General features: G+C 55.3%; 24 protein-coding genes. 7 read left to right on the top strand and 17 right to left on the bottom strand.

Translation table 11 applies throughout. The annotated features are described in order from the left end of the window. The first annotated feature begins 102 nt into the window (after positions 1-102). Positions 103-690, top strand: coding sequence for a class IV adenylate cyclase (locus tag DSD30_RS16975; protein ID WP_114010931.1), 588 nt, complete (start codon positions 103-105; stop codon positions 688-690). 205 nt (positions 691-895) lie between these two features. Continuing rightward, complete coding sequence (locus DSD30_RS16970) at positions 896-1,741, top strand: hypothetical protein (protein WP_157967752.1); 846 nt, start codon at positions 896-898, stop codon at positions 1,739-1,741. A 182-nt stretch (positions 1,742-1,923) separates the two neighbouring features. Here the strand turns inward: DSD30_RS16970 and DSD30_RS16965 are convergent, their stop codons facing one another. From DSD30_RS16965 to DSD30_RS16940, 6 genes are all read right to left on the bottom strand, one after another. Beyond that, positions 1,924-2,670: an Lcl C-terminal domain-containing protein gene (locus DSD30_RS16965; RefSeq protein WP_198663009.1), complete on the bottom strand. Its 747-nt coding sequence runs from the start codon at positions 2,668-2,670 to the stop codon at positions 1,924-1,926. A 14-nt stretch (positions 2,671-2,684) separates the two neighbouring features. Continuing rightward, on the bottom strand, positions 2,685-4,277 hold the full coding sequence (locus DSD30_RS16960; protein ID WP_114010928.1) for a fucose isomerase: 1,593 nt from the start codon (positions 4,275-4,277) through the stop codon (positions 2,685-2,687). 101 nt (positions 4,278-4,378) lie between these two features. Next, positions 4,379-5,197, bottom strand: coding sequence for an SDR family oxidoreductase (locus tag DSD30_RS16955; protein WP_114010927.1), 819 nt, complete (start codon positions 5,195-5,197; stop codon positions 4,379-4,381). Between the two features lie 76 nt (positions 5,198-5,273). Beyond that, positions 5,274-6,839 (bottom strand): tripartite tricarboxylate transporter permease, encoded by a 1,566-nt coding sequence (locus DSD30_RS16950; protein ID WP_114010926.1) that lies wholly within the window; start codon positions 6,837-6,839, stop codon positions 5,274-5,276. Next, on the bottom strand, positions 6,836-7,306 hold the full coding sequence (locus DSD30_RS16945) for a tripartite tricarboxylate transporter TctB family protein (protein WP_114010925.1): 471 nt from the start codon (positions 7,304-7,306) through the stop codon (positions 6,836-6,838). Before DSD30_RS16945 ends, DSD30_RS16950 begins: the two co-directional genes overlap by 4 nt. 20 nt (positions 7,307-7,326) lie before the next feature. Then, on the bottom strand, positions 7,327-8,304 hold the full coding sequence (locus DSD30_RS16940; protein WP_245418520.1) for a Bug family tripartite tricarboxylate transporter substrate binding protein: 978 nt from the start codon (positions 8,302-8,304) through the stop codon (positions 7,327-7,329). Positions 8,305-8,436: 132 nt separating this feature from the next. On the opposite strand from DSD30_RS16940, the gene DSD30_RS16935 reads away from it, so the two are divergent. After that, the gene (locus tag DSD30_RS16935) at positions 8,437-9,219 is read left to right on the top strand and encodes a FadR/GntR family transcriptional regulator (protein ID WP_171022112.1); all 783 of its coding nucleotides are present in this window, start codon (positions 8,437-8,439) and stop codon (positions 9,217-9,219) included. After that, entirely contained in the window at positions 9,212-9,871 is a 660-nt protein-coding gene (locus tag DSD30_RS16930) for an RraA family protein (RefSeq protein ID WP_114010923.1), read from the top strand. The genes DSD30_RS16935 and DSD30_RS16930 overlap by 8 nt, the downstream gene beginning before the upstream one ends. Positions 9,872-10,077: 206 nt before the next feature. Here the strand turns inward: DSD30_RS16930 and DSD30_RS16925 are convergent, their stop codons facing one another. After that, positions 10,078-10,971: a LysR family transcriptional regulator gene (locus DSD30_RS16925; RefSeq protein ID WP_114011124.1), complete on the bottom strand. Its 894-nt coding sequence runs from the start codon at positions 10,969-10,971 to the stop codon at positions 10,078-10,080. 97 nt (positions 10,972-11,068) lie between these two features. On the opposite strand from DSD30_RS16925, the gene DSD30_RS16920 reads away from it, so the two are divergent. Continuing rightward, positions 11,069-11,806 carry an SDR family oxidoreductase gene (locus tag DSD30_RS16920; RefSeq protein ID WP_114010922.1) on the top strand — a complete coding sequence of 246 codons (738 nt, stop codon included), beginning with the start codon at positions 11,069-11,071 and terminating at the stop codon, positions 11,804-11,806. A 25-nt stretch (positions 11,807-11,831) separates the two neighbouring features. Next, the gene (locus DSD30_RS16915; RefSeq protein WP_114010921.1) at positions 11,832-12,044 is read left to right on the top strand and encodes a tautomerase family protein; all 213 of its coding nucleotides are present in this window, start codon (positions 11,832-11,834) and stop codon (positions 12,042-12,044) included. Between the two features lie 310 nt (positions 12,045-12,354). Here the strand turns inward: DSD30_RS16915 and DSD30_RS16910 are convergent, their stop codons facing one another. From DSD30_RS16910 to DSD30_RS16875, 8 genes are all read right to left on the bottom strand, one after another. Beyond that, positions 12,355-13,665 carry an extracellular solute-binding protein gene (locus DSD30_RS16910; protein ID WP_114010920.1) on the bottom strand — a complete coding sequence of 437 codons (1,311 nt, stop codon included), beginning with the start codon at positions 13,663-13,665 and terminating at the stop codon, positions 12,355-12,357. Positions 13,666-13,755: 90 nt separating this feature from the next. Further along, positions 13,756-14,544: a carbohydrate ABC transporter permease gene (locus DSD30_RS16905; protein WP_114011123.1), complete on the bottom strand. Its 789-nt coding sequence runs from the start codon at positions 14,542-14,544 to the stop codon at positions 13,756-13,758. 69 nt (positions 14,545-14,613) lie between these two features. Next, positions 14,614-15,489 carry a carbohydrate ABC transporter permease gene (locus DSD30_RS16900; protein WP_114010919.1) on the bottom strand — a complete coding sequence of 292 codons (876 nt, stop codon included), beginning with the start codon at positions 15,487-15,489 and terminating at the stop codon, positions 14,614-14,616. After that, entirely contained in the window at positions 15,482-16,588 is a 1,107-nt protein-coding gene (locus DSD30_RS16895) for an ABC transporter ATP-binding protein (RefSeq protein ID WP_114011122.1), read from the bottom strand. The genes DSD30_RS16900 and DSD30_RS16895 overlap by 8 nt, the downstream gene beginning before the upstream one ends. An 84-nt stretch (positions 16,589-16,672) precedes the next feature. Then, entirely contained in the window at positions 16,673-18,175 is a 1,503-nt protein-coding gene (gene arfA, locus DSD30_RS16890; RefSeq protein ID WP_114010918.1) for an arabinosylfuranosidase ArfA, read from the bottom strand. Between the two features lie 123 nt (positions 18,176-18,298). Further along, a complete protein-coding gene (locus DSD30_RS16885; protein WP_114010917.1) occupies positions 18,299-19,228 on the bottom strand; it encodes an ArsR/SmtB family transcription factor in 930 nt (309 codons plus the stop codon). 498 nt (positions 19,229-19,726) lie between these two features. Beyond that, positions 19,727-20,416, bottom strand: coding sequence for an MOSC domain-containing protein (locus DSD30_RS16880; RefSeq protein ID WP_114010916.1), 690 nt, complete (start codon positions 20,414-20,416; stop codon positions 19,727-19,729). Further along, complete coding sequence (locus DSD30_RS16875) at positions 20,416-20,943, bottom strand: MarR family winged helix-turn-helix transcriptional regulator (protein ID WP_114010915.1); 528 nt, start codon at positions 20,941-20,943, stop codon at positions 20,416-20,418. The genes DSD30_RS16880 and DSD30_RS16875 overlap by 1 nt, the downstream gene beginning before the upstream one ends. A 121-nt stretch (positions 20,944-21,064) precedes the next feature. Here DSD30_RS16875 and DSD30_RS16870 point away from each other — a divergent pair, with 121 nt between their 5' ends. Continuing rightward, positions 21,065-21,811, top strand: coding sequence for a hypothetical protein (locus DSD30_RS16870; RefSeq protein ID WP_114010914.1), 747 nt, complete (start codon positions 21,065-21,067; stop codon positions 21,809-21,811). A gap of 287 nt (positions 21,812-22,098) precedes the next feature. Here DSD30_RS16870 and DSD30_RS16865 read toward each other — a convergent pair whose 3' ends face one another. After that, positions 22,099-23,562: a pyridoxal-phosphate dependent enzyme gene (locus tag DSD30_RS16865; RefSeq protein WP_114010913.1), complete on the bottom strand. Its 1,464-nt coding sequence runs from the start codon at positions 23,560-23,562 to the stop codon at positions 22,099-22,101. Between the two features lie 12 nt (positions 23,563-23,574). Next, positions 23,575-24,510, bottom strand: coding sequence for an N-carbamoyl-D-amino-acid hydrolase (locus DSD30_RS16860; RefSeq protein WP_114010912.1), 936 nt, complete (start codon positions 24,508-24,510; stop codon positions 23,575-23,577). Positions 24,511-24,517 lie beyond the last annotated feature (7 nt).

Here is a 24,517-nt window from a genome sequence, read left to right as displayed (position 1 = left end):
TAATCGTTCGATCCCCAATTGCAAATGCTGGATAACCGATGAATGGTCTTGGGGTCGTTTCCACATAGTTGGGCGTCAGAACAACAAAGCAGAGCTGATCCCATGCAACCAATCTCTTCAAGTCTTCAAACCAAAGGAATGCTGGCTGATCCCGGTGACCATTTCAAAGGGCGCTTTGAGGTGGAAAGGAAGTTTCAGGTCGACGATCTCCCATCTGTCCTGAAACGCCTTGAGCTTATGGCGGCCATTCCCTTCACGATCGGCAACACGGAAACCGATACATGTCTCGATTTTGCGGATAATCGGCTTGAGGCCAACAATCAGTTTCAGACTCTGAGGCATATGCAACCATCCGGCAGGGTTCTCTGGATCTCGAAGGGGCCGGCCAAGGACGAGTGCATCGCTATGGGCTTGCCTGACTATGACAAGGCCCTGTCCATGTTGAAGTCTCTCGGTTTTGAGGAAAAATGGCAGATCCGGAAACACAGAGATATCTACTTTGTCGGGAAATTCCACGTGACCCTGGATCGAATTGACGGGCTTGGTTCATTCGTGGAGATTGCGATCATGACGGATGATCAAAGCGCACTTCCTGCGCTGAGAGACGATATTCAGGATGCCGCGTCACAGCTCGATCTGCTGAAGTTTCCAGAAGTGCATTTGTCCTATCGGCAATTGCTTCATGGATGAAATGATCGGTCAGAGACCGGAGCCGATGGTGCGTCGGTCTTCTGGCCTTTAGATCCGCAACATTCCATCGAGATTGCCCCCTCGAAAATACAGAATCCCTGTTCATTGTGACTGGCGGGTTGCAATTTTCGCTATTTGTCAGATTTTGGCACATCTTTTGCTTGAGTTGCTCCAAGGCGTATTCTTGACGTTAGAGGATGGCATTATGCAACTCCCCATTCTTGGCACCATACCGACGAAGGTGTCTATCAGCTTTTTGGCAAAGAGCGCATCCCAGTCGGAGGCGTACGCGAAGTCCTCTGTTGAGCCAAATGCCAAAGCTGCCTCGCCCCCCAAAGCGCCTGATGGCGCCTATCCAACACCATTCGTCGCGGCTGAAACAAAAGCCGCTCTTTTGGCGTTGCAGGAAGACGCAGCCCCGGAAAGCTCCGTGCAATCGGTTCATATCAATGGATTGTCAATTATCGTGGCAGGTCATAGCGTCGACGAGCGGGATGGGGTGTCTCTGCTGCGCACGCTCTCCCCATCCGATACCAGGGCGATGATGGAAATTGTTGCGGCGATGGATGACGATGCTGAAAGTGCAGAGGGAGCAGCGTCAAAATACGCTAGTGATATCATCAGGTTAGATAAGCAGGGCTTCCTCATGGAAGTGGAAACGGAGGCGCTGGAGGCTTTGCCGGATGGCGCTACATTCGCTTACATGAATGAGGATTTCACACATAGTCGTGGCCGCTGGACCAACGAGAACCCCTTGGAATTGAGCAACTCCGAGCGATCCATCGCAGAGGATCGCAGGGTTCGCCTTGAAACCCTGATGAATTCGGTTGATGCGGAGCGTCAGCTCCGTGCGAAATATGGGCAAGATGTGAAGCTGGTCTATAGCCATGTCGACAAATCCTACATCATGCTGACGCCGGATGATGCAAAATATGACATGATGAAGAGCGCTGAAAGTGGTGTGAAGGATGTTGTAAATGAAGTGCATAGAGGCTTCATGGATAAAAAGACGGCCGTCGACATATTAAAACGCTACGGGTACCACATCTGACGCTCCCGCCGCGCCATCACATTCTTCCCGGCAAGTCTTGCCCGTAGGGGGAACAACTTGCCGAGAAAACTCAGCCAAACCGGCGCTTTACGCGTCGCCCTCCTGTTGATCACACAGCTGCTTTGGGTTGATGGTCTGAGCTTGCTGTGGGGGGGATGTGTGACAAGAGTGTCGTTCCTTTCCTACCGTTTGATGTCTTTCACAAGCAGTACTGACAACCGGAAGCCCTGGCTGTGCATGTCCACAAAGCCGTTGGTGAAGTCAAAATAATAGAACATGCCTGGAATTGCTTCTGTCGATGTCCAGAATTTGGCGCCTTCACCAAAATCGGAGGCATCAATAGAGGGAAAGGCGATTGCATCAACGCCCGGATGATCACAGCTGTTGACGAGCAGTGTCTCCAATTCTTGGCCGGATGGCACGCGCCACCCATTGCCTTCCTGCTTTGTGAAGTCAAGAGCTGCATTGAGCCCGAGATTTTGTACCTCACCGATGCAGGTTTTGCCATTTGCATCCCATCGCATGCCTACCGCACATCTTTTCCAGATCAATCCGTGTTGGGGGTCAATTGCTTCATCCCCCTGCAAGATGTAGCTGGAACGTTTCCCTGTGCTACAATCTGCATGGGCACCAAGAGGAAGAGCGAGAAGGGACAACAAGAAGAGCGGAATGACTTTTGATCGCACTTGGATTTGCTTTCGTTGACTGGTTTTGATTGAGAGTGCCAAACGGCAAGACAGGAGGGATTTCAGCGTGTTCTGGCTCACCCCATCTGGATGGTGACCCGGAGCAGAAGTGTTGGAATGTGTGTGGCAACGACGGCTGGACCATTCCTTTCCTGCCTCGCAGTGGGGTCTGTCTCTCCCAAACCAATGCAGCAAAAGCAAAAGCCGCGTTCCCACAGTGTGAGCGCGGCTTTTGTTTTTCATCGCATTTGTGGCTTCTAGATGTCACCGCACAGAGAAACGGCAATCCCCAGCTCTGTCGCCAGAGCAGCGCGTATGCCAATGGCGCGGCGGGCGGCTGCCTCGTCATCAACATAGGCAACCTGCACATGGTTGGCCTGATGTCGGCCCATCATGGTGTCACGACTGACGCCACTGAGCACGGCGCTCATGATCGGCCAAGGATAGTCGGTTGCCTTGCTGCGGCGTTCGCATTCCTCGGCTGGCAGGTCAACCGCCTTGCCGCGACCGATGTCCATATGCAGCGCATTGTCCTTGACGAAAATACGGCTCCAGACAATGTCTCCGGGTTTGGCATATCCCTTCAGGGTGCCACCACCGGCAGGGAAGAACATCGCAGGCTGGCGATAGCTTTCTGAACCGGCCCAGCCGCCCGGATGATGCGCGGGTGGTGCGGCGCCTGAAATCTCGAAGACCCAGACAAAGTCATCCATCGTTCCGGAGGCGTCATCATCTCCCCAGCGAATGTCATGCAAGGTGGTTTCGACCGGCTGGCCAAGGGCCGCGTGCACGCGGTTGATCAACAGGGCATCAAGTCCGGCGCATTCATCGACCTCGTTAAAATGCACCACCGGCTCGCCATCGCGAATGACGGATCCATCGGCGCGCGCGACTGGCGGGCGCTCGGAATTGTTGAGCATGCCTTCGACCAGATCGGAGGCGGGCCAGAGATCTTTCAGGCCCTGCTGATACTGGATGCCGATGGCCGCGCAGCCGAACTGATCGGCAAGCCGCACCGCTGCGATATACATGCGGCACTGATCGATGACCTGATCTTCGGTCAGCTCGGTTTTCGGGTCAGCACCGAAATGGAAGGTCATGCCGCGATCAAGCATCCACTGATAGGCAGCGTTCGCCTCATCGTCGGGCACTTGCGTGGCGGCAAAATAGAGGGCGGATTGAGACAGGCGTTCCTTGAAAACCCCCATCGGCATCAACAGCTCATCGGGAATGATGGCATTATACATGCCCATGCAGCCCTCATCGAACACACCCATGATCAGCTTGTCGCGACGCCACTCATCGGCAATCTGGGCGGCCGCAGCACGATCGGATTCGTCGGCAAGCGCCGGGCTGAAGGGTTTAACGTGGCTCTGATCATGGGACAGCTTCCCGTCTGCGAGCCATGTTTTCAGGCCGTCGAGGAAGAAGGCATCGTCGAAGTCGCGGCTCCAGAGCGTCGAATAGGCAATCCCCGCCTTGGTCAAAGAACCGTTGAGATTGAGCATGCCGACCAGACCGGGATATTGTCCCGACCAGTTGGCGACCGTTAGGATCGGCCCCTTGTGGGTCGTCAGACCGGGCAAGACATGGTGAGAATATTGCCAGACCGCCTCCGCAATGATGAGCGGCATGTCCGGATCAATCCCGGCAAAGACATCCATGCCTTCGCGCTGGGATGAAATGAAGCCATGGCCCTCAGGCTTGATCGGGTGGGCGCGCCACAACTCGTGTCCCAGATCAGCAAGCACGGCAGAAAGCTTGGCTTCCATGGCCTTTTGTGCAGGCCAGCAAGTGGTGTTGGCGCTTTCTCGCAGATCGCCACTGACTACAAGTGCAATTTTGGTCATATTTTGTCTCCTCTCCAAAAGGTGGCCTTCGGCAGGCGGGGGCCCGCCGAAGGCCTGAGCGCGGTTCCTGGGAGGGAACTTCGGGGACTGTTTCGAACGGCCTACCAGCTGGTGAAGCCACCATCGAGAACCAGATTGGCTCCGGTCATATAGGTGGAGGCATCGGAACCAAGGAAATGAATGATCGGGCTGAATTCTCCGAGATCAGCCTGACGGCCCATTGGGACGCGCTCAAGAAACGCGTCGATGAACTCCTTGTCGAAGGACCCGGTCTTAACCCCACCATACGTGACGAGATTGACGCGGACCCCCTTCTTGGCCCAGTAGGTGGCCAGATAGCGGGTCATATTGATCAGGCCCGATTTGGAAGCCGCATAAGAGATGGCTTTGATGAAGGGCTTGCCATCGCGTTCTTCACGATAGGCGTAAAGGGCCTGATTGGGGGACACCATGCCATACATGGAGCCGATATTGATGATGGAGCCCTTGCCAGCTTCGGCCATCTTGGTGCCAACCACCTGCGATGTCAGCATGGCGCCGGTCAGGTTGGTCTCGATGATGTCATCCCAATATTTCTTCGGATAGACTTCGAAGGGGGCATTCTGATCGGCATCACCGTCCGGCTTGGAGTCGATACCGGCATTGTTGACGAGAATGTCAGGAACACCCCAGTCCTTGATCAGCTGTTCGGTCGCCGCTTCCAGCGCATCCTTGTCGGTGACGCTGGCTTCATAGACCTTGATATTGCCTTCGAGGCCGGGAAACTTCTCGGCAATCTGCTCTGCGGTAAACGGACGGCGCGAATAGATCGCCACCTTGGCGCCTGCCTGAGCAAGGGTTGTCGAAATCTGGGTCCCGATCTGTCCGAGACCGCCGGTCACAATGGCCACGCGTCCTTCAACGGAAAAAGGGTTGTACATCTTGGTTTCCTTTCACTTATTTCCAGCATGACCGGAATGGGAGCTTTGCAGTCATGCGTATCAATCTGTTGTGACGTCAGGCGTCACCATTCTGTGTCCGTGCCACCTGTTCGGCCTCGGTCAGCAATTTCTGCCGTCTTTTGGCGGTTTCACCGGTCATCCAGCGTCGCAGACCATTAAGCACTGCCAGGGAGAAAATCCCGCAAATCAGGATGCCGAGCCCGCAGGCAATGGGGCGTTCGAAAAAGCCCATCAGGTCGCCATTGGCAATCTGCATCGACATAATGAAGTTGCGCTCCAGAACCGGGCCCAGAACCAGCCCCAAAATGACCGGAGCAATGGGAAAGCCGTTGCGTTCCATGAGATAACCGACGATCCCGGCAATCAGCATGATCCAGACACCGAACAGGGTGTTGTTGACGGCATAGGAGCCGAGAAAACAGCAGATCAGGATGATCGGGACGATCACCGAGCGCGGAATGCTCAGAACATGACGCGCCACCTTGATGGCAACAAAGCCGAGTGGGAAGAGCAACAGGTTGGCAACAAAGAAGGTCATGATGATGGCGGTCGGCATGGTCGGATTCTCGACAAACAGCCGAGGCCCGGGAGCAACCCCCTTCATGAACAGCACGCCAACCGCGATGGCGGTTACTGCATCACCGGGAATGCCGAACACCAGAGCAGGGATCCAGGCGCTTGACAGGCCTGCATTGTTGGAGGAAGTCGCCTCGATCAGACCCTCAGGATGGCCGGTGCCGAATTTCTCCGGCGTCTTGGAGAAGCGGCGGCTCATGCCATAGGCAATCCAGGCCGCCAGATCGCCACCCACTCCGGGCAATGCGCCCACAGATGTGCCAAGGGCCGCCCCGCGCAGGGCCGAGAAGGGATATTTGCGCAACAATTGTCCGATGCCCTTGAAGGGGACAATGCGTCCCAGTTCCGGCATTTTTTGAGCCCCGGTTTTGCTGGTGGTGAAGCCGCGCAAAATCTCGGAAAAAGCAAACATGCCGATCATTACCGGAATGAAGGAGACGCCTCCCATCAGTTCGATCTGGCCAAAGGTGAAACGTGGGGCGCCGGTGGTCACATCCAGACCGACCGTTGCGATGAGAAGGCCGAACATCAGCGAGACGAAGCCGCGGGTGATGTTGCTGCCGCTAACCAGTGCACAGGTCAGAAGCCCCAGCACAGCCAGCCAGAAAAATTCAAAGCTTGAGAAATTCAGCGAGATCCGCGCCAGCATCGGCCCGATCAGCAACAGCACCGTCGCACCGATCAAACCGCCCATGGCAGAGAAGAAGAATCCCAGAGACAAAGCCTGACTGGCCTTGCCCTTCAGCGTCATTTGATAGGATTCATCAGTATAGGCCGCCGAAGCCGGTGTGCCCGGAATGCGCAAGAGCGTGCCGGGAATGTCACCGGCAGATATCGCCATGGCAGTGCTGGAGACAATCAGGGAAATGGCAGGCAGCGGATCCATATAAAAGGTGATGGGCACCAACAAAGCGGTGGACATGGTCGCCGTCAGGCCCGGCAGGGCACCAATGAAAAGGCCATAGATCGCCCCCAAGGTGATGGACAGCAGGACTGCAGGCTGCAGAACAATGCCCAGAGCAGAAGCGAGAATATCGAAACTCATGGCAAAAGCCCTCCCAGCAGACCGGCTGGCAGCGGTACAAGAAGGCCCTTGGAGAAGCCAAGATAAAGCGCTGCTACAACCAGAATCGAGACGATTGCGGTGGTTTTCGGCCGTGTTCCCATCAGGGTCATCAGCACAGACATGTAGATGACGCCAAGCAGAGGAAAGCCGATCTCTTCGAACAGCAGGCCACCAATCACGAGGCCTATCATGCTCCACAAGGCTGCAAGCTTGTGGCGTGCTGGCACTTGCCACTCGGACAGGTCGATCAAACCTTTTTGCGGCGACCAAACGCTGCCGATGGTGATGGCGAGGCCAAGCCCGATCAGACAGGCTCCGATCAGAGTCGGCATGAGGTCTGCGCCAAAACGCACGCCGGGGACAGAGGGGAGCCCATAGGCTCCCCAGATCACCACCACTCCGAAGAGCAGCAATGCGGGTCCAATGACCCGGTCACTCATTCTCATGTGTCAGTCTCCACAGCGGCCTATTTGGCCAGGCCGACAGCTTTCATGGTTTCAGCAAGGCCCTTGTGAGCCGCCGTAACGGTTGCCTTGAAGCCTTCTGCATCCTGATAGGCGACGGAGAAACCGCGCGACTTCATGAAGTCCTTGAATTCGGCATTCTCGGTGATGTCTTTGAGCGCTACGGACAGTTCCTTGATGACGTCTGCGGGAATGCCATCAGGTGCAGCCAGTCCGCGGAATGGCATCGGCGACCATTTGATGCCGAAGATTTCATCCGTGGTCGGAATGTCCGGGAACAGTTCACTGCGTTCACCGGAAATCAGTGCCACGGTCTTCACTTCACCTGCTTCTACCAGTGAGCGTGCTTCTGCCGGAGAGGTCGAGACCACGTCAATGGCACCGGCAGCGATCTGCTGCATGGCAGGAGCCGAACCGGCTGAGGCGACCCAGGTGCTGGCGTCGGGGCTGATGTCCAAAGTATTCAGCAGGCCAGCCCATGCCAGATGGGACAGGCCACCGCGGTTTGCGCCAGACGCCTTGATTTTGCCCGGTGTTGCCTTGACCGCTGCAATCAGCTCTTCAGCCGTGCCGAAATCAGCCTTGGTGGAGATGTTGATGCCAATTGCGTCAGCATTGTAGCGACCGATATAGTCATAATCACTTGGGGTTACGCCTGGTAGCCCCTGGCTTTCATACATGGTGCTTTCAATGGTGATCACACCCAGTGTGTAGCCATCAGGCTTGGCGTTGGCGAGTGCGGCATGGCCGACAAGGCCACCGCCGCCAGTGCGGTTGACGACGTTGAAAGGTTGGCCGAAATGCTCTTGCAGATTGGCTGCAACCATGCGGGCCGTAGCGTCGGTGCCACCACCGGCCGACCAAGGCACGATGATCGTGACCGCACGCTCAGGCCAAGCTGCGGACGCAGCGCCAGCCAGAGTGCAAAGAGCGATAGCAGCGACGGATGTGGACATGATCCGCTTGAATTGTGGGCTCATCTAAGTAACCTCCCTGAATGATCCTCCTATGCTTGCCGCAGTGACAGGGCGGCAGGCATGAAATACTCTTGACTTATGACTTATGTCATGAGTATTGTCAACCGAAACCATATGACGGGAATGAAACAAACAATGGCTGGCACATCGCAAACACAGGAAATGGTTCAGACCCAACTCAAGCGTGGTCGATTGCATTCCGTGGTCTCTTCGGTTTTGGAAAGCCGGATCTTGAACGGTGAGTTGAAGATCGGTGACAGACTTGAATCGGAAAGTGCCATTGCAAAGGAATTTGGCGTCTCCACCAGAGCTGTCCGCGAAGCGGTTCAGGAGCTTGAAGTCAAGGGTCTGGTGCAGCGCCGTCATGGCGAACGCACCGAGATCGTGCGCGATGATGTGAACAATTATCTGGAAACGCTGGCGGTTTCCGTCCGGCAGCAATTCTATTCCGACTCCAACTATCTGCTGCAATTGATGGCGGTGCGCCGGATGATCGAATCCGAGACGCTGGAAATCCTGAATGGCATGGAAAAGCCGGATTTCTCGAAGGTCGAAGATGCACTCAAAGCCATGAAGACCGCGCGTGACGATGAGGACTTTCCGGCCTTTGTCGACGCCGATGTGGCCTTTCACCTGGCGCTGGTCCACGCGACAGAAAACCAGATCCTGATGCGGATCTACGACAATTTTTCGGGCTTGATCAATGATGTCATTCACGTGACGAGCCGCGTGCCGATCAAATCCCTCAGCACCGCTTATCAAGAGCATGCCGAGATTTTTGAGAGCATTCGCAACCGGGAGACCGCCGCTGCAGTCTTGCGGGTACGGACGCAAATCGACACCAGTGCTAATTATCTACGTCAAGCCATTGAAAAATCGAACATGAAGCAAGCCAAGAAAGAGGATCAAGATGGCTGATTTCGATTATTCAGACACCGATTGGGAGGCCATTGAGCGTCTGAAGAAATGGTATTCGGGTGACATCCATGACAGCATGGAAGCCCTCGGACTTTGGGGATGTCTGGAAGGCATTTCCCTGCTCGGTGCTCTGGCACCTGGCGATGTGGTGTGCGGTCCGGCCGTCACCGTGCAATTTGCCCCAAGCGATCGCAAAGGCGAACCGCAAGACGTTTATCACAATGCCATCGACAATGTGCCGCAAGGCGGCATCCTTGTCTGCGAAGCCTCCTGTGCGCCGGGGTCCTGTTCTGGCGAATTGATGAGCACGGGTGCCAAAACCGCCGGCGCGGCTGCGACGATTGTCAATGGCACCGTCCGCGATCTGGCGCAGGTGCGCAGCCTTGGCTATCCGTTGTTCGGCACCGCCCCCAGCCCGATTGGCGTGACGGGCAAGAAGGAGCCGGTCGAAAGCCAGGTTCCCGTCAAGATCGGCAAGGCAACGGTTGCCCCCGGCGATGTTATTTTTGGGGATATTGACGGTGTCGTCGTCATTCCCAAAGCCCATGTGAAAGCCGTCGCTGATCAGGCCGATGCCCTTGGTAAAGAGGAAGCCGCCGCTCGCGACCGCATCCTGTCTGGCGAAAAACTTCAACAGGTCTGGCCAACCTGATCCAACTATCTGCTCGAATGCCCGGATGTGCCCAAGCTCTCCCAAGACAGGCTTTGGCTCATCCGGGTTTCTTTTTGTCTCGTTGCGAACGCCACAAAAGCCTTGCTGCAGGCGTGAATGGATTCAAACTGCGGATTGGCAAACTATCAAAGATGCTCTGACCCTGAAGCTCGGATAAAGGCCCAATTGGAAATAACGGTTGGCGTTCAAAGGGCGGCGTCTTCAAATATGTCGATCACCCAATCCAGAAATACCCGCACTCTGGGGGAAAGCTGTCGATTTTGTGGATAGTAGGCTGCAAGAGACAAGGGCGGGGGTGGTGCCATGGCCAAGACTTCCACCAAACGCCCAGAGTCAAGATCTTCCAGAAAGCGATATTTTGGCGCTTGCGCCAGGCCAAATCCCTCTCGTGCCAAGTGGTGCACGGTGTCAGCGTCATTGGTCGTCACCGTTGCAGGCAAGGGGATTTCTTCAAAATGCCTGCCGACCTTGAATTCAAGCGGCATAACCGCGCCGGTGCGTGACGATAAAAAACCAACCATTCGATGACCTTCGAGATCTTCGACGGATATTGGTGTGCCGAACGTTTCAAGATAGGCGGGACTGGCGCAGGTGATCTCCGGAATGCTGGCAAGCCTTCGCATCACCATGGAGCTGTCCTCCGGATCTCCGGCGCGGATGACACAATCCACGCCTTCACGCACCAGATCGACCAGTCTCTCCGTCTGGCCAAGTTGCAGCGAGATTTTGGGATATCGGGTGAGAAAGGTCGACAGCTGTGGCAACAGAAAGGCCCGTGTCAGTGTGCCGGGGGCATCTATGCGCAAAAGGCCGGAAGGTTGATGGCCTCGCAACGCCCCTTCTGCTTCCTCCAGATCCGCCAAAATCGTCAGACAGCGTTGGTAGTAGGCCGCACCATCGGGGGTTGCCGCGATGTGTCTCGTGGTGCGTTCGAGCAGGCGACTTTCCAAATCGCGCTCCAGCCTTTGGATGGCTTCGCTTGCTGTTGAGCGGGGAATGCCCAGATCAGTCGCTGCTTTTGTGAAGCTTCCGCGCTCAAGCACACGGACGAACAGGCGCATCGTATCAAGGCGGTCCATCATTTGTTCGTAATTTCCGAATTATATAACCGAATTTTGTATAATTATCTGGATTCTATGTTGGTTTATCTCTTGTGTAAACACAAAGGAGACCGACATGAAACAGCCAATCAAAAGCGCAATTGTGACAGGTGCGAGCAAGGGGATCGGCGCCGCCATCGCGCTACGCCTTGCAAAGGACGGTCATAAAATTCTAGTCAATTATGCGCGTGATGAAGCAGGCGCAAACCAGATTGCCGAAAGGATCAAAGATGCGGGTGGTCAAGCCATTGCCATCCAAGGGGATGTTGCCGATCCAACCTGCATGGCGGCTCTGTTCGATATCGCAGAGCGAGACTATGGGACCGTTGGTGTCCTGGTGAACAATGCCGGCATCATGCGCCTTGGTCCGATCAACAAGGCGACAGACACAGACTTTGAAGCGCAATGCGCCATCAATTTGGGCGGCGTGTTCAGGGGGATGCGGGAGGCGGCCAATCGCATGGGGGAGGGCGGTGCCATCGTCAGCTTGTCCTCCAGCGTCGTTGGCCTCTACCAGCCCGCATATGGCATCTATGCCGCAACCAAAGCCGCTGTCGAGGCCATGACCCATGTGTTGGCGAAGGAACTTGGCCCGCGCGGCATCACGGTCAATGCGGTGGCCCCTGGCCCGGTGGAAACCGAACTTTTCTTGGCCGGAAAACCCGAAGCACTGGTCAGGAATATCAAGGATATGAACCCATTTGGGCGCCTCGGATCGCCGGAAGACATCGCGGCCGCTGTGGCCTTCTTGGCCAGCCCTGATGGCCGCTGGGTTAGTGGACAAACTCTTCGCGCCAACGGCGGTCTCGTCTAACCCTTACTCAAACAAGGAAAATCCAATGCCATTTGCAAACTACAAATTGCCACAAGACGCGCTTTCCTCGGCACAGAAGGAAGATCTGATCCACAAGACAACCGAACTGATGGTCAGCTTCTTTGGAGAGGTCTCTCGTCCGAACACTATGGTCCTTGTTGAAGAAGTCAAGGATGGTGGCTATGGACGGGCTGACGAGGTTTTTGTGATGCCAGATGCGTATCGCGCCAAGTCCTAAATCAGGTTTCGCAATCGGCAGCGGCACCCGCCGCTGCCCTTTCTTGTATATCGCCGTTGGGCCCCTTTTCGGTTGACCGTTGCCAGCCATTCAGGCGGGGAATGCATAGTCTGACCGATGAGCTGGCCGCTCCTTCGCAGTCATGCTGACTGGCGGCAAAACGGCCGACGGTCCGGTGGCGCACTGCTGCTGGACCGTTTCAAAGGTGCAAGAGACGTGGGCGCGGTCAAAGGCTATGTGCGAAGATGGGAGGCAGGCCGGAAAGGTTGGAAATCCGGCCTGCCATCTGGCCATATCAAACAGCTCGAGATTAAATATCCTCGAGCAGATCGTTGACGCGCGCCTGAGCAGATTCTAATGCTTCATCAACGGTTTTATCGCCATTTACTGCAGCAGCAAGCTCGTTGCCAATGATGTCCTGAATGGCAAACTGACGCAGCACTTCCTGAGGCAGGGATTGCCCGATTTCAGCAATTTTCGCGATATTGTCGCGATGCGGCAGGGACTTGAATTCGTCCATTTCAAACACCGACTTGACCGCCGGAAGGTGGCCGGTGCGTGCCCACTGGAAGTTATTTTCCTTCAGGAATTTGAATAGCTTGCCGATTGCTTCCATTTTTTCGTCGTCACGATCACCACGGGGTACCACCCAGCCATGACCATCCGCATAGGTGCTGTCCTTTGCTGCGTAGAATTGTGGAACCGGATAAACCGTGTAGCCACCAGACAGTGCATTGCCTTCTTCCTTGGATTGGGCGTCGAAGTCACCAATCAGCCAGGTGCCGTTGACTGCAATACCGCCTTTGCCGCTGGAAAAGCCGGATACCGCTGCCGAATAATCCATACCGAGGGTGCTGAGACCTTCATCATGGATTTTTTTCATGAATTCAGCAGAAGCCTTGGCTTCTGGTGTCATGAGGTTGATCTTTGTTGGATCGGAGAAGAAATCCGATTTCTGCTGTTGCAGAAGCGTGTAGAAGATCCGCGCATAGGCCGACGTTTCGTTGGCATAGATCTGCACCAGATAAGGCTTGCCGGTGGCTTCCTTGAATTTCTTGCCGATTTTAAAGAGTTCATCTGGGGAATTGGGCAGAACCGGCGTGCCGTCAGCGTTGACCAGGCCTGCTTCCTTCATCAGGTTCAGGTTGACATGGAACAGCATGGTCCAGTTATCAAACGGTAGGCCATAGACTTTGCCTTCCTTGGTCACGCCACCAAGACCAGCGTCGGTAAAGTCGGCAGGGTTGAGGTCTTGCGACTTCAGAACATCATCAAGCGAGATCAAAAGACCGCGGGACGAATAATCTGAAATGACCGAATAATGCATGGAAACAACATCCGGTGCAGCGTTGGAGGCCAGCTGTGCGTTCAGCTGGTCATAACCAGGCCATTCCACAGTGGTGACATTGACATCGATGCCCGGATTGTCCGCTTCAAACTTATTGACCAGCGCGGTGATGATGCCGCATTCGCCAACAGCCTTGGACACATCGGTTACATCGCCATAGTCCGCGTCACATGCACCGAAGAAGCGCTGAAGCTCGATAGTCGTATCAGCCCATACTGGCGATGACATGCTCATCAAAGCAGCCGACGCCGTTGCCAGAAGTATGCGTTTCATTTCTCACTCCCTAGTTTGGGGTCCCCCCCGTTAGATGCAGCCTGCCGAAACTCTCCCAGATATCCGACTGCGGCAAAATTGGTTCGCCGCCTATTTGACGGCGCCTCCCGATACAGCGGTCACAATGTGACGCTGGAAAAAGATGTAGACGACCACCACAGGCAGCGAGGCAAAGACCGCCTGCGCCGCAAGGAAACCAAGCCCCTCGCTTTGAGCGAAGTTGGTCTGCGTTGACGCAATGCCGATGGTCAGCGTGAACATTTCCTTTTTGGTCGCTGAAATCAGCGGCCACCAGTAATCGTTCCAGGCAAGCAGGAAGGTGAAAATCCCCAATGTCGCCTGTGCAGGAATGGTCAGCGGCGACAGCACGCGCCAGAAAATCCGGAAGCGCGGTGTGTTGTCGAGCAAAGCTGCTTCGTCAATCTCCTTGGGGATCGCCCGGAAGAACTGGGTCATCAAAAACACCCCGAAAGCCGACGACATGCCGGGCAGCATCAGTCCCAGATAGCTGTTGTGCATGTTGAGCCAGCTGAACATCTGGTGGCGGGCGATGATCACAGCCTGCTCGGGCACAGCAAGGCCGAACAGCACGATGACGAACAGCGTCTTGCGAAATGGAAACTCAAGTCGTGCAAAGGCATAGCCAGCCAGCGAGGACAGCGTCAACACCCCAAGCGTCTGCCCGATGGCAACAATCGTGGAATTGAGAAGCCAGCGGAAGACAAGGCTCGAATGGAACAGGTTGCCATAATTCTCCAGCGTATAGGGGGAGGAGAAAACCGCATCGGTGCCGCGCATCAGAAGCGTGTTGTCCTTGAGCGACAGTCCCAGGATCCAGAGCACCGGCGCGATCATCACCACAGCAAAGGCGCAGGCCATCCAGAACAGTTTGCGGTTGGCGGTCAGCCCTTCGGGCGAGTAGCTATCCTGTTTCTTGCGAGCCATGGATCACGCCTCCTCCTTGTTCGAGGTCACCCAATATTGGACCATTGCAGCAACAAGGATGATGAGGAACAGCACCTCTGACGCCGCTGCACCCTTGCCCACATCCCAGCGGACGAAGCCGGTCTCATAAATATACATCACGATCGGACGCGATGTGCCTGCCGGGCCGCCATTGGTCATTAACTGAGCCTGCCCGAAGAGCTGGAACTGCATGACAATCTGGATGATGGCCACGAGAATGATGGTTGACTTGATCGAGGGGAACGTAACGCGGGTGAAAGTCCGCCAGCGGCTCGCACTATCAAGGGCTGCTGCCTCATACAGATCATTCGGGATTTGCTGCAAAGCCGCTAGGAAAAGCATCATCGGCAAACCAAGGCACCACCAGACGGTTGCCACCCCGACGGAGAATAGTGACCAGCCCTTGGCGGACAGGAAGCCGATCTGCTGCCAGCCCATCGCGTCGAACAGGATGGCCAGAAGGCCGTCACCGGGAATGAAGACAAACCGCCAGATCAGCGTCACGATGGTGACCGACAGGATGGAAGATGAGAAGAACAGGCCGCGCATGAAGGACGAGGCACGGCTTGTCTTGTTGAGTGCCAAAGCCAGAAACAACCCAAGTGCAACAAGGGTCGGTACAGAAACCAGCACAAAGACAATTGTGTTCCAGACCGCCTGAGCGAAGACCGGATCGTTGAACACCCGGACGTAGTTTTTCAAACCGATGAAACGGGCCCCACCAAACAGGTCCACCTTGTTCAGCGACAGCCAAACGCCCCAGCATAGTGGAAAGACCAGCAGCGACACGAAGACCGTCAGATAGGGAAGAATGAACAAGGCGTTCGACCAGTGCGATCTGCGATAGGACTCAGCCATTGGCTTCCTCCTCGGTGTGATAGGCCTTGCCATTGCCGTCAAAGACATGCAACGCGGTTTCGTCCAATCCCACCTGAACGACCTCACCAGCCGATACCATCGAGCGACCGCTGTCCTCGACAATCAGCTCAAGCCCGTTGCTCAGCGTGCCGTAAAGCAGGGTGCGCTCTCCCAGCCGTTCGACGACAGTCACAGTCAGCGGATAACCAGTCTGTCCCGCTTCCAGCACATGAGTGTCTTCAGAGCGCACACCGACCGCGGCTCCATCAAGATTGAAATCGGCAGGCAGGCGCATACTGGCCTTTACGGCCCCAAGACCTTCGACATCGAGTGTGACCACATTGTTCTTGGGGCTGTAGCCCTTCACCGGCAGGATCGACATTGCGGGAGACCCGACGAAACTGGCAACAAACCGTGTGGCAGGGCGCTGATAGATTTCCATCGGCGTCCCAATCTGCTCGATTTTCTTGTCGTGCATGACGACGATCCGGTGTGCCAGTGTCATGGCCTCGACCTGATCGTGGGTAACGAAAATCATTGTCGAGCCAAGCCGCTGATGCAGCTGGGCCAGCTCAAGCCGGGTGCGGCTGCGCAGGGCCGCATCTAGATTGGAGAGCGGCTCATCGAACAGAAAGGCCTTGGGTTCCTTGACGATGGCACGTCCGATGGCAACGCGCTGTCTCTGCCCGCCTGAGAGTTTCGCAGGCTTGCGGTCCAGCAAATGGGCAATCTCAAGGGTCTCTGCAGCCTCTTTCACCCTGATATCGATTTCGGACTTGGGAATCTTGATATTTTCAAGCCCGAACGCCATATTTTGCGCCACCGTCATATGCGGATAAAGCGCATAGGTCTGGAACACCATCGCCACCCCGCGTTTGCCCGGTGGCAAGGTGTCGATGCGTTCTTCGCCGATCGAGATTGACCCGTTGTCAACCGACTCCAGTCCGGCAATCATCCGTAGAAGGGTCGATTTTCCGCACCCGGACGGGCCGAGGAACACAACGAACTCTCCCGCCTTGATCTGTAGCGAGATATTGTCAAGGACAGTGAGGGCACCATAGGCCTTGGAGATGTTGGTGATGTCGATCGTGGCAGATATGAGACTCTCTTTGTTCCGAAGCATTCGAAGAGGGGGAGGGGGCATCAAAAGCGGAGAGAGGCCGTAAAGCGGCCCGGGCTGCCCTTATCGAAGCCGGATCATCCGGTAACTCAGCGGTGCCACTTTTGCGGTCAGCTTGCCATCGGCGACAGCGGCGCCGCTGCCATCAGCCAATGTCACTGTTTCGGCATCCGGGCCATTGACGGCATCAAGATCGTGCCCAACCATCTCCTTGTCCATGATCACCGAGCCATGCTCGAACCCTTGCAGCGACAGATCGAGAGAAATCGCTTCGCTTTCATGACGGTTGACCAGAAAGAAGGTGAGCTCTCCATCCTGTGAAAGCACCCCGGAAACATCGAGGTAGGGAACGTTGTTGGCGAAATCCGTATCATACCCCTTGCATTGAACGGCAAGATTGAGCGCCGTGCCACGACCATATTGTGACGCGAGCATATAGGGATAGAAGATTGTCTGACGCCATGCCGGGCCACCTTCGAGCGTCATGATCGGTGCGATCACATTGACCAGCTGAGCAAGACACCCCACCTTGACCACATCGGAACGGCGGATGAAGGTGTTCAGGATGCAGCCCACCTGCAACACATCGGCAAAGTCATAAATATCCTCGAGCAGTGCCGGTGCATGGGGCCAGCCTTCCTGCCCTTCAAGGATCGCCTTGTCCTGTTCGCTGGAGTTATACCAGACATTCCACTCATCAAAAGAGATATAGACATCCTTTTTGGAGCGCTTCTTGGTCTTGATGGCTTTGATGACGCTTGCAATGGTCTCGATATAGGCATCGAGCTGCGCTGATTTGGCGAGATAGTTGGTTATGTCTTTTTCATAATTGGTGAAATACATATGCAGCGAAATGTAATCGACGCTGTCATAGGTGTGATCCAGAACGGTATATTCCCACTGCGGGTAGGTCGCCATATTGGGCGAGGAAGAGCCACAGACGACCAGCTCAATATTTTTATCAAATGCGCGCATCGCCTTGGCGGCTTCAAAGGCGGTGCGGCCATATTCGTCCGCAGTCTTCTGACCAATCTGCCAAGGGCCGTCCATTTCGTTGCCAAGGCACCAGAGCTTGACGTTCCATGGCTCATCGCGGCCATTCTTCTTGCGAAGATCCGACCAATAGGAGCCGCCGGGATGATTGACATATTCAAGGAAGGCACGGGCTTCATCCAGACCACGGGAGCCAAGATTGACCGCGAGCATCATTTTCGTATTGGCCTTGTCGGCCCAATCGGCAAATTCGTGAATGCCGATCTGGTTGCTCTCGGAGGTGTGCCACGCCAGATCCAGCCGCACAGGGCGATCTTCACGTGGGCCGATGCCGTCTTCCCAATTGTAGGCTGAAACGAAATTGCCGCCCGGGTAGCGGACCACAGGAACATCGATTTCCTTGATCAGCTCGATGACATCTTCGCGGAAGCCGTTCTCGTCTGCGCTTGGATGCCCCGGCTCATAAATCCCCGTGTAAACCGCCCGACCCAGATGCTCGATAAAAGAGCCATATAGGCGCGGATCAATTTTTGAGATAGTATAGTCCTTATGCGCCGTGACAGTTGCACGCATGGCCCGCCTCCCTATTTATATCATAAAACGTGATATATTTCCGTTTTTATGATGGTAACTTGAGACCCATAAAGGCGTCAACAAAGCTTTTGAGGGAAATTCATATCCGATTTTCTGATATTTTTAAGTCCTTAGACGCAAAACAATATCCTGATCGTAGTTGCCGAAGCCCCGACCAAAAATATTGATCCCGCCGGGATATTCTGCACGATCGGGCACCGAAAACTTCACCCGGATGGAGCGATGGTCGTCCAGCTCAAGCGCGCCGAGCGTGATATCCGAGATCCGCATGCCATCAACAAATGTGCCATCTGGTGTCACGCGAAAGCTCTTTAAATGACCATATTGCGAGCCAGCCAACTTCCACCATTCGGGTGTGAATTTGCCGCGCTGATCACCATAATCCCCCGGCGCAGTCCACACAGCGATTACTTGATCATTGATTGACACATTGATATCGGACGGCCAGTTCTCTGCGGTGCCGGGGACTTCAGAGGACAGCTCAACCAGCAGCTCCAGTTCCTTGACTTCGCGGGCTGCGATCCGCGCATTGTTGGGAAACTGATAAGAGACATAGCCCCGGGTAAACCAAAGAAGCCCGGCTTTCATGCGTTCGGGAGAATGGAAGGTGTCGGGGCTATCAAGATAGCCAATGATGCCTTCAAGGGAGCACAGTCCGCAGGGCGCACTGGTGTCGCAGCCCGAATAAAGCCCGATGGGCATCGCCACTTCAATGAGGTCTTTGTCGGTTTGCTTGGCTTCCTTGAATGACAGCACCACCTCATCATAGGCCGCGCGGCAAATTTTCTGACTGCCCTTGCGCGCCTTTCTGTTGTCGGTCTCAATGAGACCGGTCTTTTCCAGCATGTTGATGTGGGTGGATGCTGACGATTGTGGTAATCCCAGAAATTCTGCAATGTCATTGACATTCATAGGACCGCGCTCGTGCAACAAAGTCAGGATAGACAAGCGTGCTGGCGCGGAAAGGCCCTTGAGTATGTCGGTTCCATCTTCGGGTGTAATCAGCATGAATTTCTTGCTCTCTTGCCGCATGATATCTCCCTCCCTTGTTATATTGATATATATCAGAATTTATAATTCGTCCATGCAGCTAGACAGATTCTTGGCCATTCATGCCGGCTGTAACCCTTGTTCATATCAGGTTTCCTGAAATGTCGTTTCGGAGCCAACGCCATGAAGGTCGTCGAGAGGGACGAATGGCAGCAAAGAGCTTTGTATCCCGGGGAACGTCTTGCGGCGTTCACCAAGCACCAAGGCCAATGGAAAGGGTTGGTTTTGACCCCTGATTACCCATGAATGGAGGTCTTCTGGTTTGAAAATTCCCGTTGCACGGATTTGGGGATCTGAATTCGGGGGTGGCAATCATCTTTTGAAGGAGGCTTTGCAGGAACACTTTCATGACCGTGGCAAACGGCGCGTTGATGTCTTGAACCAGACAGCCCCTCAGCGATGGACCCTCTGCCACTGATGGGAAACAGGCAGTGCCACGCGCCTTCTTTCCCCGAAATCCGTCCCGCAACCTCCGTGTCGCTAACCTTCCAGCCGTGTGCGGGTATCTTCTTGTCTGTTGCCTGTTGCCATCTTTGCAAAGGCCTTGCGCCAACCGTCCGCCAACACGGAAAGCTCGGCAAGGTGTCCGGCATCATCCTTGTTCACTGTGCGTTTCAAGCGGGCATCGGTGACGAACTTGACGCTCCATTTCGGCTCTGGCCGTTCGATCAGCGTTATGCTGTCACCCACTCCGGCAGACCCGGTTTCGAGCACCCGATAATACCAGCCCGTTCTCCCTGTCGTCTGAAACAGAAAAGCCATTTGGCGATTTCCCGTATGCATGTTGAGTTTCCAGCATGGCTGGCGGCCCTGACTGATCTGAACCACTGCGGTCCCCAACTGCAAAATGTCGCCGATACACAGGGTGTCTTCTGTCATGCCGACGGTGGAAATATTCTCACCGAAGGCACCCGCTGACGTTTCGGACGGCATGGCAGCTTCGCCGATCCAGCTTGCATAATGATCAAACGCATAATGATGGATGGCCTTGTCGGCGCCGCCGTGAACGGCAAGGTCGGCCTGTGCATCGTCGATAAAGCCGGTTGGGCCGATCTCCCGACGCCCCGTTGCGCGCACTTTCGCAATGGCAGAGGGCGCACGGCCGTCCCACAGCGTCTGAACGGCTCCCAGAAAAAGCCCTTCGATTGTACTTTCCAGCAATGGTGTCATTATCCATAGTCCTGTTCAAAGCAGATTTGAGTGCATTCTTGCTCTTTCAGATCGATCTTCAGCAGCTTGCAATAACCGCCAGCCTCCCGCGGTTCATGATACTTGCAGCTTTTGCATAACCCGAATGTTCGGCCTTCGCTCAAGGCGAGACTCTCACGCAACAGCGTCATCAATCCGTTTTGTAGGCTTTGCTCCGTGCGCTGATCCATCGATGTCACCGCCTGTTGCAGGCGGGTTGACTGCCTCAGGGTCTCATGTCCGCGAGGGGTTACATCAAAGCTGATTGCCCGCCTGTCATGCTCAGACCGCAGCTCGTGAACATAGCCCTTTTCGGCCAGAGACTTCAGGGATTGGGAAACCGTGCCGCGTGTCGAGCCGAGATAGTCTGCGACATGAGATGGGCTGCGCGAGAAGCGGTTGGCACGCGCAAGGTAACTCAAGATGCTGCGCTGTGTCGGGTTGAGATCACCAGCCCAGGCACCGGCCGCATCAAGGCGGGCCAGACGATCAATAAGGTCATGAATCATGTTCGCTCTCCATTGCATATTAATAGCGAGTCAAAATTATTATTGCAATTCATTTTCGCTTTCGATATGGAGTGACTCGCTATCTTAATAATAGCGAATCGCTATCAAACAGGGGAACACCATGATCAAGACAATTCTGACAGCAAGCCTGCTTGCCGCTACCAGTCCACTTGCAATGGCGGCTGATGGCCATCACCAAGACATCAGATCCGAAGTCGACAGCAGCAAGGTTGCGGATTTCGATATTGTTGCCGCCAAGGTCAAGCTGAATGGCCGTTTTGCGACTTTCCGGATGTCGACCGCTGGCAAGGCGGGCGCTTCGACCCCGCTGGCGATCGGCAACGGCGCGCCCGGTGCTGCAATCTGGGCCTATGTTTGGCCAACGACACTCGACCCTTCTGCTGTCGGATTTGGTGAGAAAACCGGTATTCTTGCATTGGCTGCAACCAGCCATCCGGATTTTGACGATACACCATTGCAGGATGAGAATGTCGATGGGGATACGGGCAATGACGGTGGCCAATGGCATAGTCACTGGGTTGTTTTGACCCCCGATGACAGATGCGGCCCCGGCGCGCTCTCGGTGCGGGATGTCCCGGAAGGCACCAGCCCAGTCATGCCAGCCACCTGGCCCGGTGTTCCCTTCTATCTTGACAGTCCGGGTTTTACGCCCGTCTTTGATGGCGCTTCCATTGAGGTCAATGTTGTTCTGGCCAATGCGGACATCCATGCGCTTCACGAGGCCCAATATGATGGGGTGACCACCGCCCTGCGGGTCAATGCCAATTTCCACGCACCGCATGTCTGTGTCGAGAATGTCTTTGACATTGCATCAGGTGACCTCAGCCTTCCCGGCAAAGTCCACTAACAGTCGGAGGGGCTGCGGTTTCGTTGCCCCTCTCTTCTCCCGCGGCACCAATTCCGACTTCAAAATTAAATCATTAAGACGCGCTCCTCACCGAAAAAACAGATGTGCGTTGTGACCACATGGATCTGTCTTGGGAGGAAATGACCAAGTTCGATAGCCATTTCAAAATGACCGATGCCGACGGTGCTCCTGATGCCATATCTTGTCTCCGGAAAGGTGCTGCTGGCATGCAGAATGTCGGTCCATGATCTAATTTTGCATCGCCGTTCTCAGGCAAAGCGACCAACCTAGAAGGCCTTGATCAGCGCGTCCCACTGGGGCAGATCGTCGACCAACTGATCCCAGAAGGCTTGATCGCGGCGGCTGTCGAAGTCCGAAACGGACACCCCTTGCTGCTCAACCCAAGTATAATAGCCAAGATTGAAAACCCGCTCTTTGTCCAGACGGGACAGTTCCATCATATTGTCGGTGGAGGCGCCGAGCATTTGGGTGCCGAAGGCTTGCGCTGCGAGGATGGTGTCGAAGCGATTGCCGAAATATTTCTGCAAGGCTTTTGGCTGCTCGGTGGAATACATCTCCGCGCCATCGGTCGCCAAGGTGATCACAACGTCATCCGATCCCAGCTTCTGGTATTTTGCCAGCTTGATGGCACCCAGAATGTTGGCAATGGAGGAGAGGCCGAAATTGGCGAGCTTTTCGATCAGATCGGTTTCCAGCCCGCGATAGTCTTTGAGGTAGGCCTGACCTTCGGGCCGGTTGAAGACCAGATTGAGCGCATCAGGACCAGCTTCAGACAGGGCGATGACATAGTCGGTATTCATCACATTGTGAATGAGTGGGACATGCTTGTCGCCAATGCCCTGAATGTTATGCTCGCCATAGCCGTTGAGCAGTAGGGTAGGGCATTCCAGCGCCTCGACCACGGCAATGTCGGTGCCATAGGTCTGCTTGAGGTGGTCGCCTGCTGCCAAGGTGCCTGAGGATCCCGAGGCCGAGACGAAACCAGCCAGCTTCATCTTGCCTTCGCCCTTCAGGCTTTCAAAGATCTTTGCCAGAGCAGCCCCGGTGACCGCGCGATGGACCGCGTAATTGGCAAATTCGGCAAACTGGTTGAGGATGACATTTTCCGGCTGTTGGCTGAGCGTGTGGCAGGCGTCATAGATTTCTTTGACGTTGCTTTCGGTGCCGGGGGTGCGGACAATGTCATTGGGGCTGAGTGTCCAGGATTCCAGCCAGTTGAAGCGCTCCTGGCTCATGCCCTCGGGCAGAACCGCCACGCCGTGGCATTCAAGAATGCGGGAAATGGCGACGCCGCCGCGACAATAGTTGCCCGTGGATGGCCAGACAGCCCGGTTTGAATAGGGGTTGAAATTGCCCGAAACCAGTCGCTGGACGAGGCAGGCATAGGCTGGCAGCACCTTGTGGGCATGGATCATCGGGAAGCGATTGCCCAAAGCCACGACGATTTTTGCCTCCACGCCGGTCAGCTCAGAAGGCAGGACGATATGCTCGGGCACATCAACAAGCCCTGTGCGGCTTGCATCATTGTGCCAGTGCACCCGCAAGAGGTTGCGGGGATCTGCCGTGTCCGGGTCCACCTGTGCCATGTCAGTGGCCAGTGCGGAGAAGGCCGGAACCGGATCTGCCAATTCTGCGAAGAGCGGCAGGCGGATATTGTAGTTTTGAAAGGCCTCACGCACCGGCTTGAGGGCTTCTTCATTGATGATGTCTGGTTTGAAGACGAAGGTCATATCCTGCTGCCCTTATTGTTTCGGCCCGGTTTCCTTTGGGGCTGTGATGGGTGCGTAATTGTCCGGCTCGCGATAGCGGCGGAAGTCAAAAATTTTCTTGCGGATTTCATCGCAGCGATCAAGGTCACAGTCGGCAATAACCAACTCGTCGCCGACGCCTTCAGCCTTGGCGACGATCGTGCCGGTCGGATCGATGATACAGGATCCGCCGATCAGGTCGCAGCCTTCTTCGATGCCCGCCTTGGCGACGCCCACCACCCAAGTGCCATTCTGATAGGCTCCTGCCTGAAGCACCAGATGATTGTGAAAATCCTGCAGATGGTCATGTTCCGGGGCAGGGGGATAGTGGCGTGGCGTATTATAGCCGATCAGCACGACTTCTGCGCCTTTCAGCCCCAACACACGGAAGGTTTCGGGCCAGCGACGGTCATTGCAAATGGCCATGCCCACCTTGCCGCCAAAGGCATCAAAGATTTGGAAGCCCATATCGCCCGATTCAAAATAGCGTCTTTCCAGATGCTGGAAAGGCCGCCATGGTTCATTCTCTTCATGGCCCGGCAAATGGATTTTGCGGTATTTTCCGACAATCTCGCCCTGTTGGTCCACCAGAATGGTGGTGTTGAAATGCCGGTCGCCGTCTTCTCCCGGCACACGCTCTGCATAGCCGAGATAGAATCCCATCGAGAGTTCCTTGGCGGCATCAAACAGCGGCTGGGTTTCGGCGCTTGGCATTTCGGTCTCGAAAAAGGCATCGACCTCAGTCTGGTCTTCCAGATACCAGCGCGGGAAGAAGGTGGTCAGGGCCAGTTCGGGAAAGACAATCAGTTCAACGCCTTTCGCCTTGGCTTCATGCATCAGGATCAAACAGCGTTTGACAACAGCGCTGCGCGGTTCATCTCGGGCGATCGGGCCCAATTGGGCGGCGGCAATCTTGATGGGACGAGACATTCAATTG

Origin of the sequence: Cohaesibacter intestini, from assembly GCF_003324485.1 — a bacterium.
Taxonomy (GTDB): Bacteria; Pseudomonadota; Alphaproteobacteria; order Rhizobiales; family Cohaesibacteraceae; genus Cohaesibacter; species Cohaesibacter intestini.
This window is presented reverse-complemented; position numbering and strand designations above follow the sequence as displayed.

Coding starts and splice junctions, on each gene's coding strand:
- DSD30_RS16975 (WP_114010931.1), top strand. CDS start 103: ATGCAACCAATCTCTTCAAGTCTTCAAACCAAAGGAATGCTGGCTGAT.
- DSD30_RS16970 (WP_157967752.1), top strand. CDS start 896: ATGCAACTCCCCATTCTTGGCACCATACCGACGAAGGTGTCTATCAGC.
- DSD30_RS16965 (WP_198663009.1), bottom strand. CDS start 2,670: ATGAAAAACAAAAGCCGCGCTCACACTGTGGGAACGCGGCTTTTGCTT.
- DSD30_RS16960 (WP_114010928.1), bottom strand. CDS start 4,277: ATGACCAAAATTGCACTTGTAGTCAGTGGCGATCTGCGAGAAAGCGCC.
- DSD30_RS16955 (WP_114010927.1), bottom strand. CDS start 5,197: ATGTACAACCCTTTTTCCGTTGAAGGACGCGTGGCCATTGTGACCGGC.
- DSD30_RS16950 (WP_114010926.1), bottom strand. CDS start 6,839: ATGAGTTTCGATATTCTCGCTTCTGCTCTGGGCATTGTTCTGCAGCCT.
- DSD30_RS16945 (WP_114010925.1), bottom strand. CDS start 7,306: ATGAGAATGAGTGACCGGGTCATTGGACCCGCATTGCTGCTCTTCGGA.
- DSD30_RS16940 (WP_245418520.1), bottom strand. CDS start 8,304: ATGAGCCCACAATTCAAGCGGATCATGTCCACATCCGTCGCTGCTATC.
- DSD30_RS16935 (WP_171022112.1), top strand. CDS start 8,437: ATGGCTGGCACATCGCAAACACAGGAAATGGTTCAGACCCAACTCAAG.
- DSD30_RS16930 (WP_114010923.1), top strand. CDS start 9,212: ATGGCTGATTTCGATTATTCAGACACCGATTGGGAGGCCATTGAGCGT.
- DSD30_RS16925 (WP_114011124.1), bottom strand. CDS start 10,971: ATGGACCGCCTTGATACGATGCGCCTGTTCGTCCGTGTGCTTGAGCGC.
- DSD30_RS16920 (WP_114010922.1), top strand. CDS start 11,069: ATGAAACAGCCAATCAAAAGCGCAATTGTGACAGGTGCGAGCAAGGGG.
- DSD30_RS16915 (WP_114010921.1), top strand. CDS start 11,832: ATGCCATTTGCAAACTACAAATTGCCACAAGACGCGCTTTCCTCGGCA.
- DSD30_RS16910 (WP_114010920.1), bottom strand. CDS start 13,665: ATGAAACGCATACTTCTGGCAACGGCGTCGGCTGCTTTGATGAGCATG.
- DSD30_RS16905 (WP_114011123.1), bottom strand. CDS start 14,544: ATGGCCTGCGCCTTTGCTGTGGTGATGATCGCGCCGGTGCTCTGGATC.
- DSD30_RS16900 (WP_114010919.1), bottom strand. CDS start 15,489: ATGGCTGAGTCCTATCGCAGATCGCACTGGTCGAACGCCTTGTTCATT.
- arfA (WP_114010918.1), bottom strand. CDS start 18,175: ATGCGTGCAACTGTCACGGCGCATAAGGACTATACTATCTCAAAAATT.
- DSD30_RS16885 (WP_114010917.1), bottom strand. CDS start 19,228: ATGCGGCAAGAGAGCAAGAAATTCATGCTGATTACACCCGAAGATGGA.
- DSD30_RS16880 (WP_114010916.1), bottom strand. CDS start 20,416: ATGACACCATTGCTGGAAAGTACAATCGAAGGGCTTTTTCTGGGAGCC.
- DSD30_RS16875 (WP_114010915.1), bottom strand. CDS start 20,943: ATGATTCATGACCTTATTGATCGTCTGGCCCGCCTTGATGCGGCCGGT.
- DSD30_RS16870 (WP_114010914.1), top strand. CDS start 21,065: ATGATCAAGACAATTCTGACAGCAAGCCTGCTTGCCGCTACCAGTCCA.
- DSD30_RS16865 (WP_114010913.1), bottom strand. CDS start 23,562: ATGACCTTCGTCTTCAAACCAGACATCATCAATGAAGAAGCCCTCAAG.
- DSD30_RS16860 (WP_114010912.1), bottom strand. CDS start 24,510: ATGTCTCGTCCCATCAAGATTGCCGCCGCCCAATTGGGCCCGATCGCC.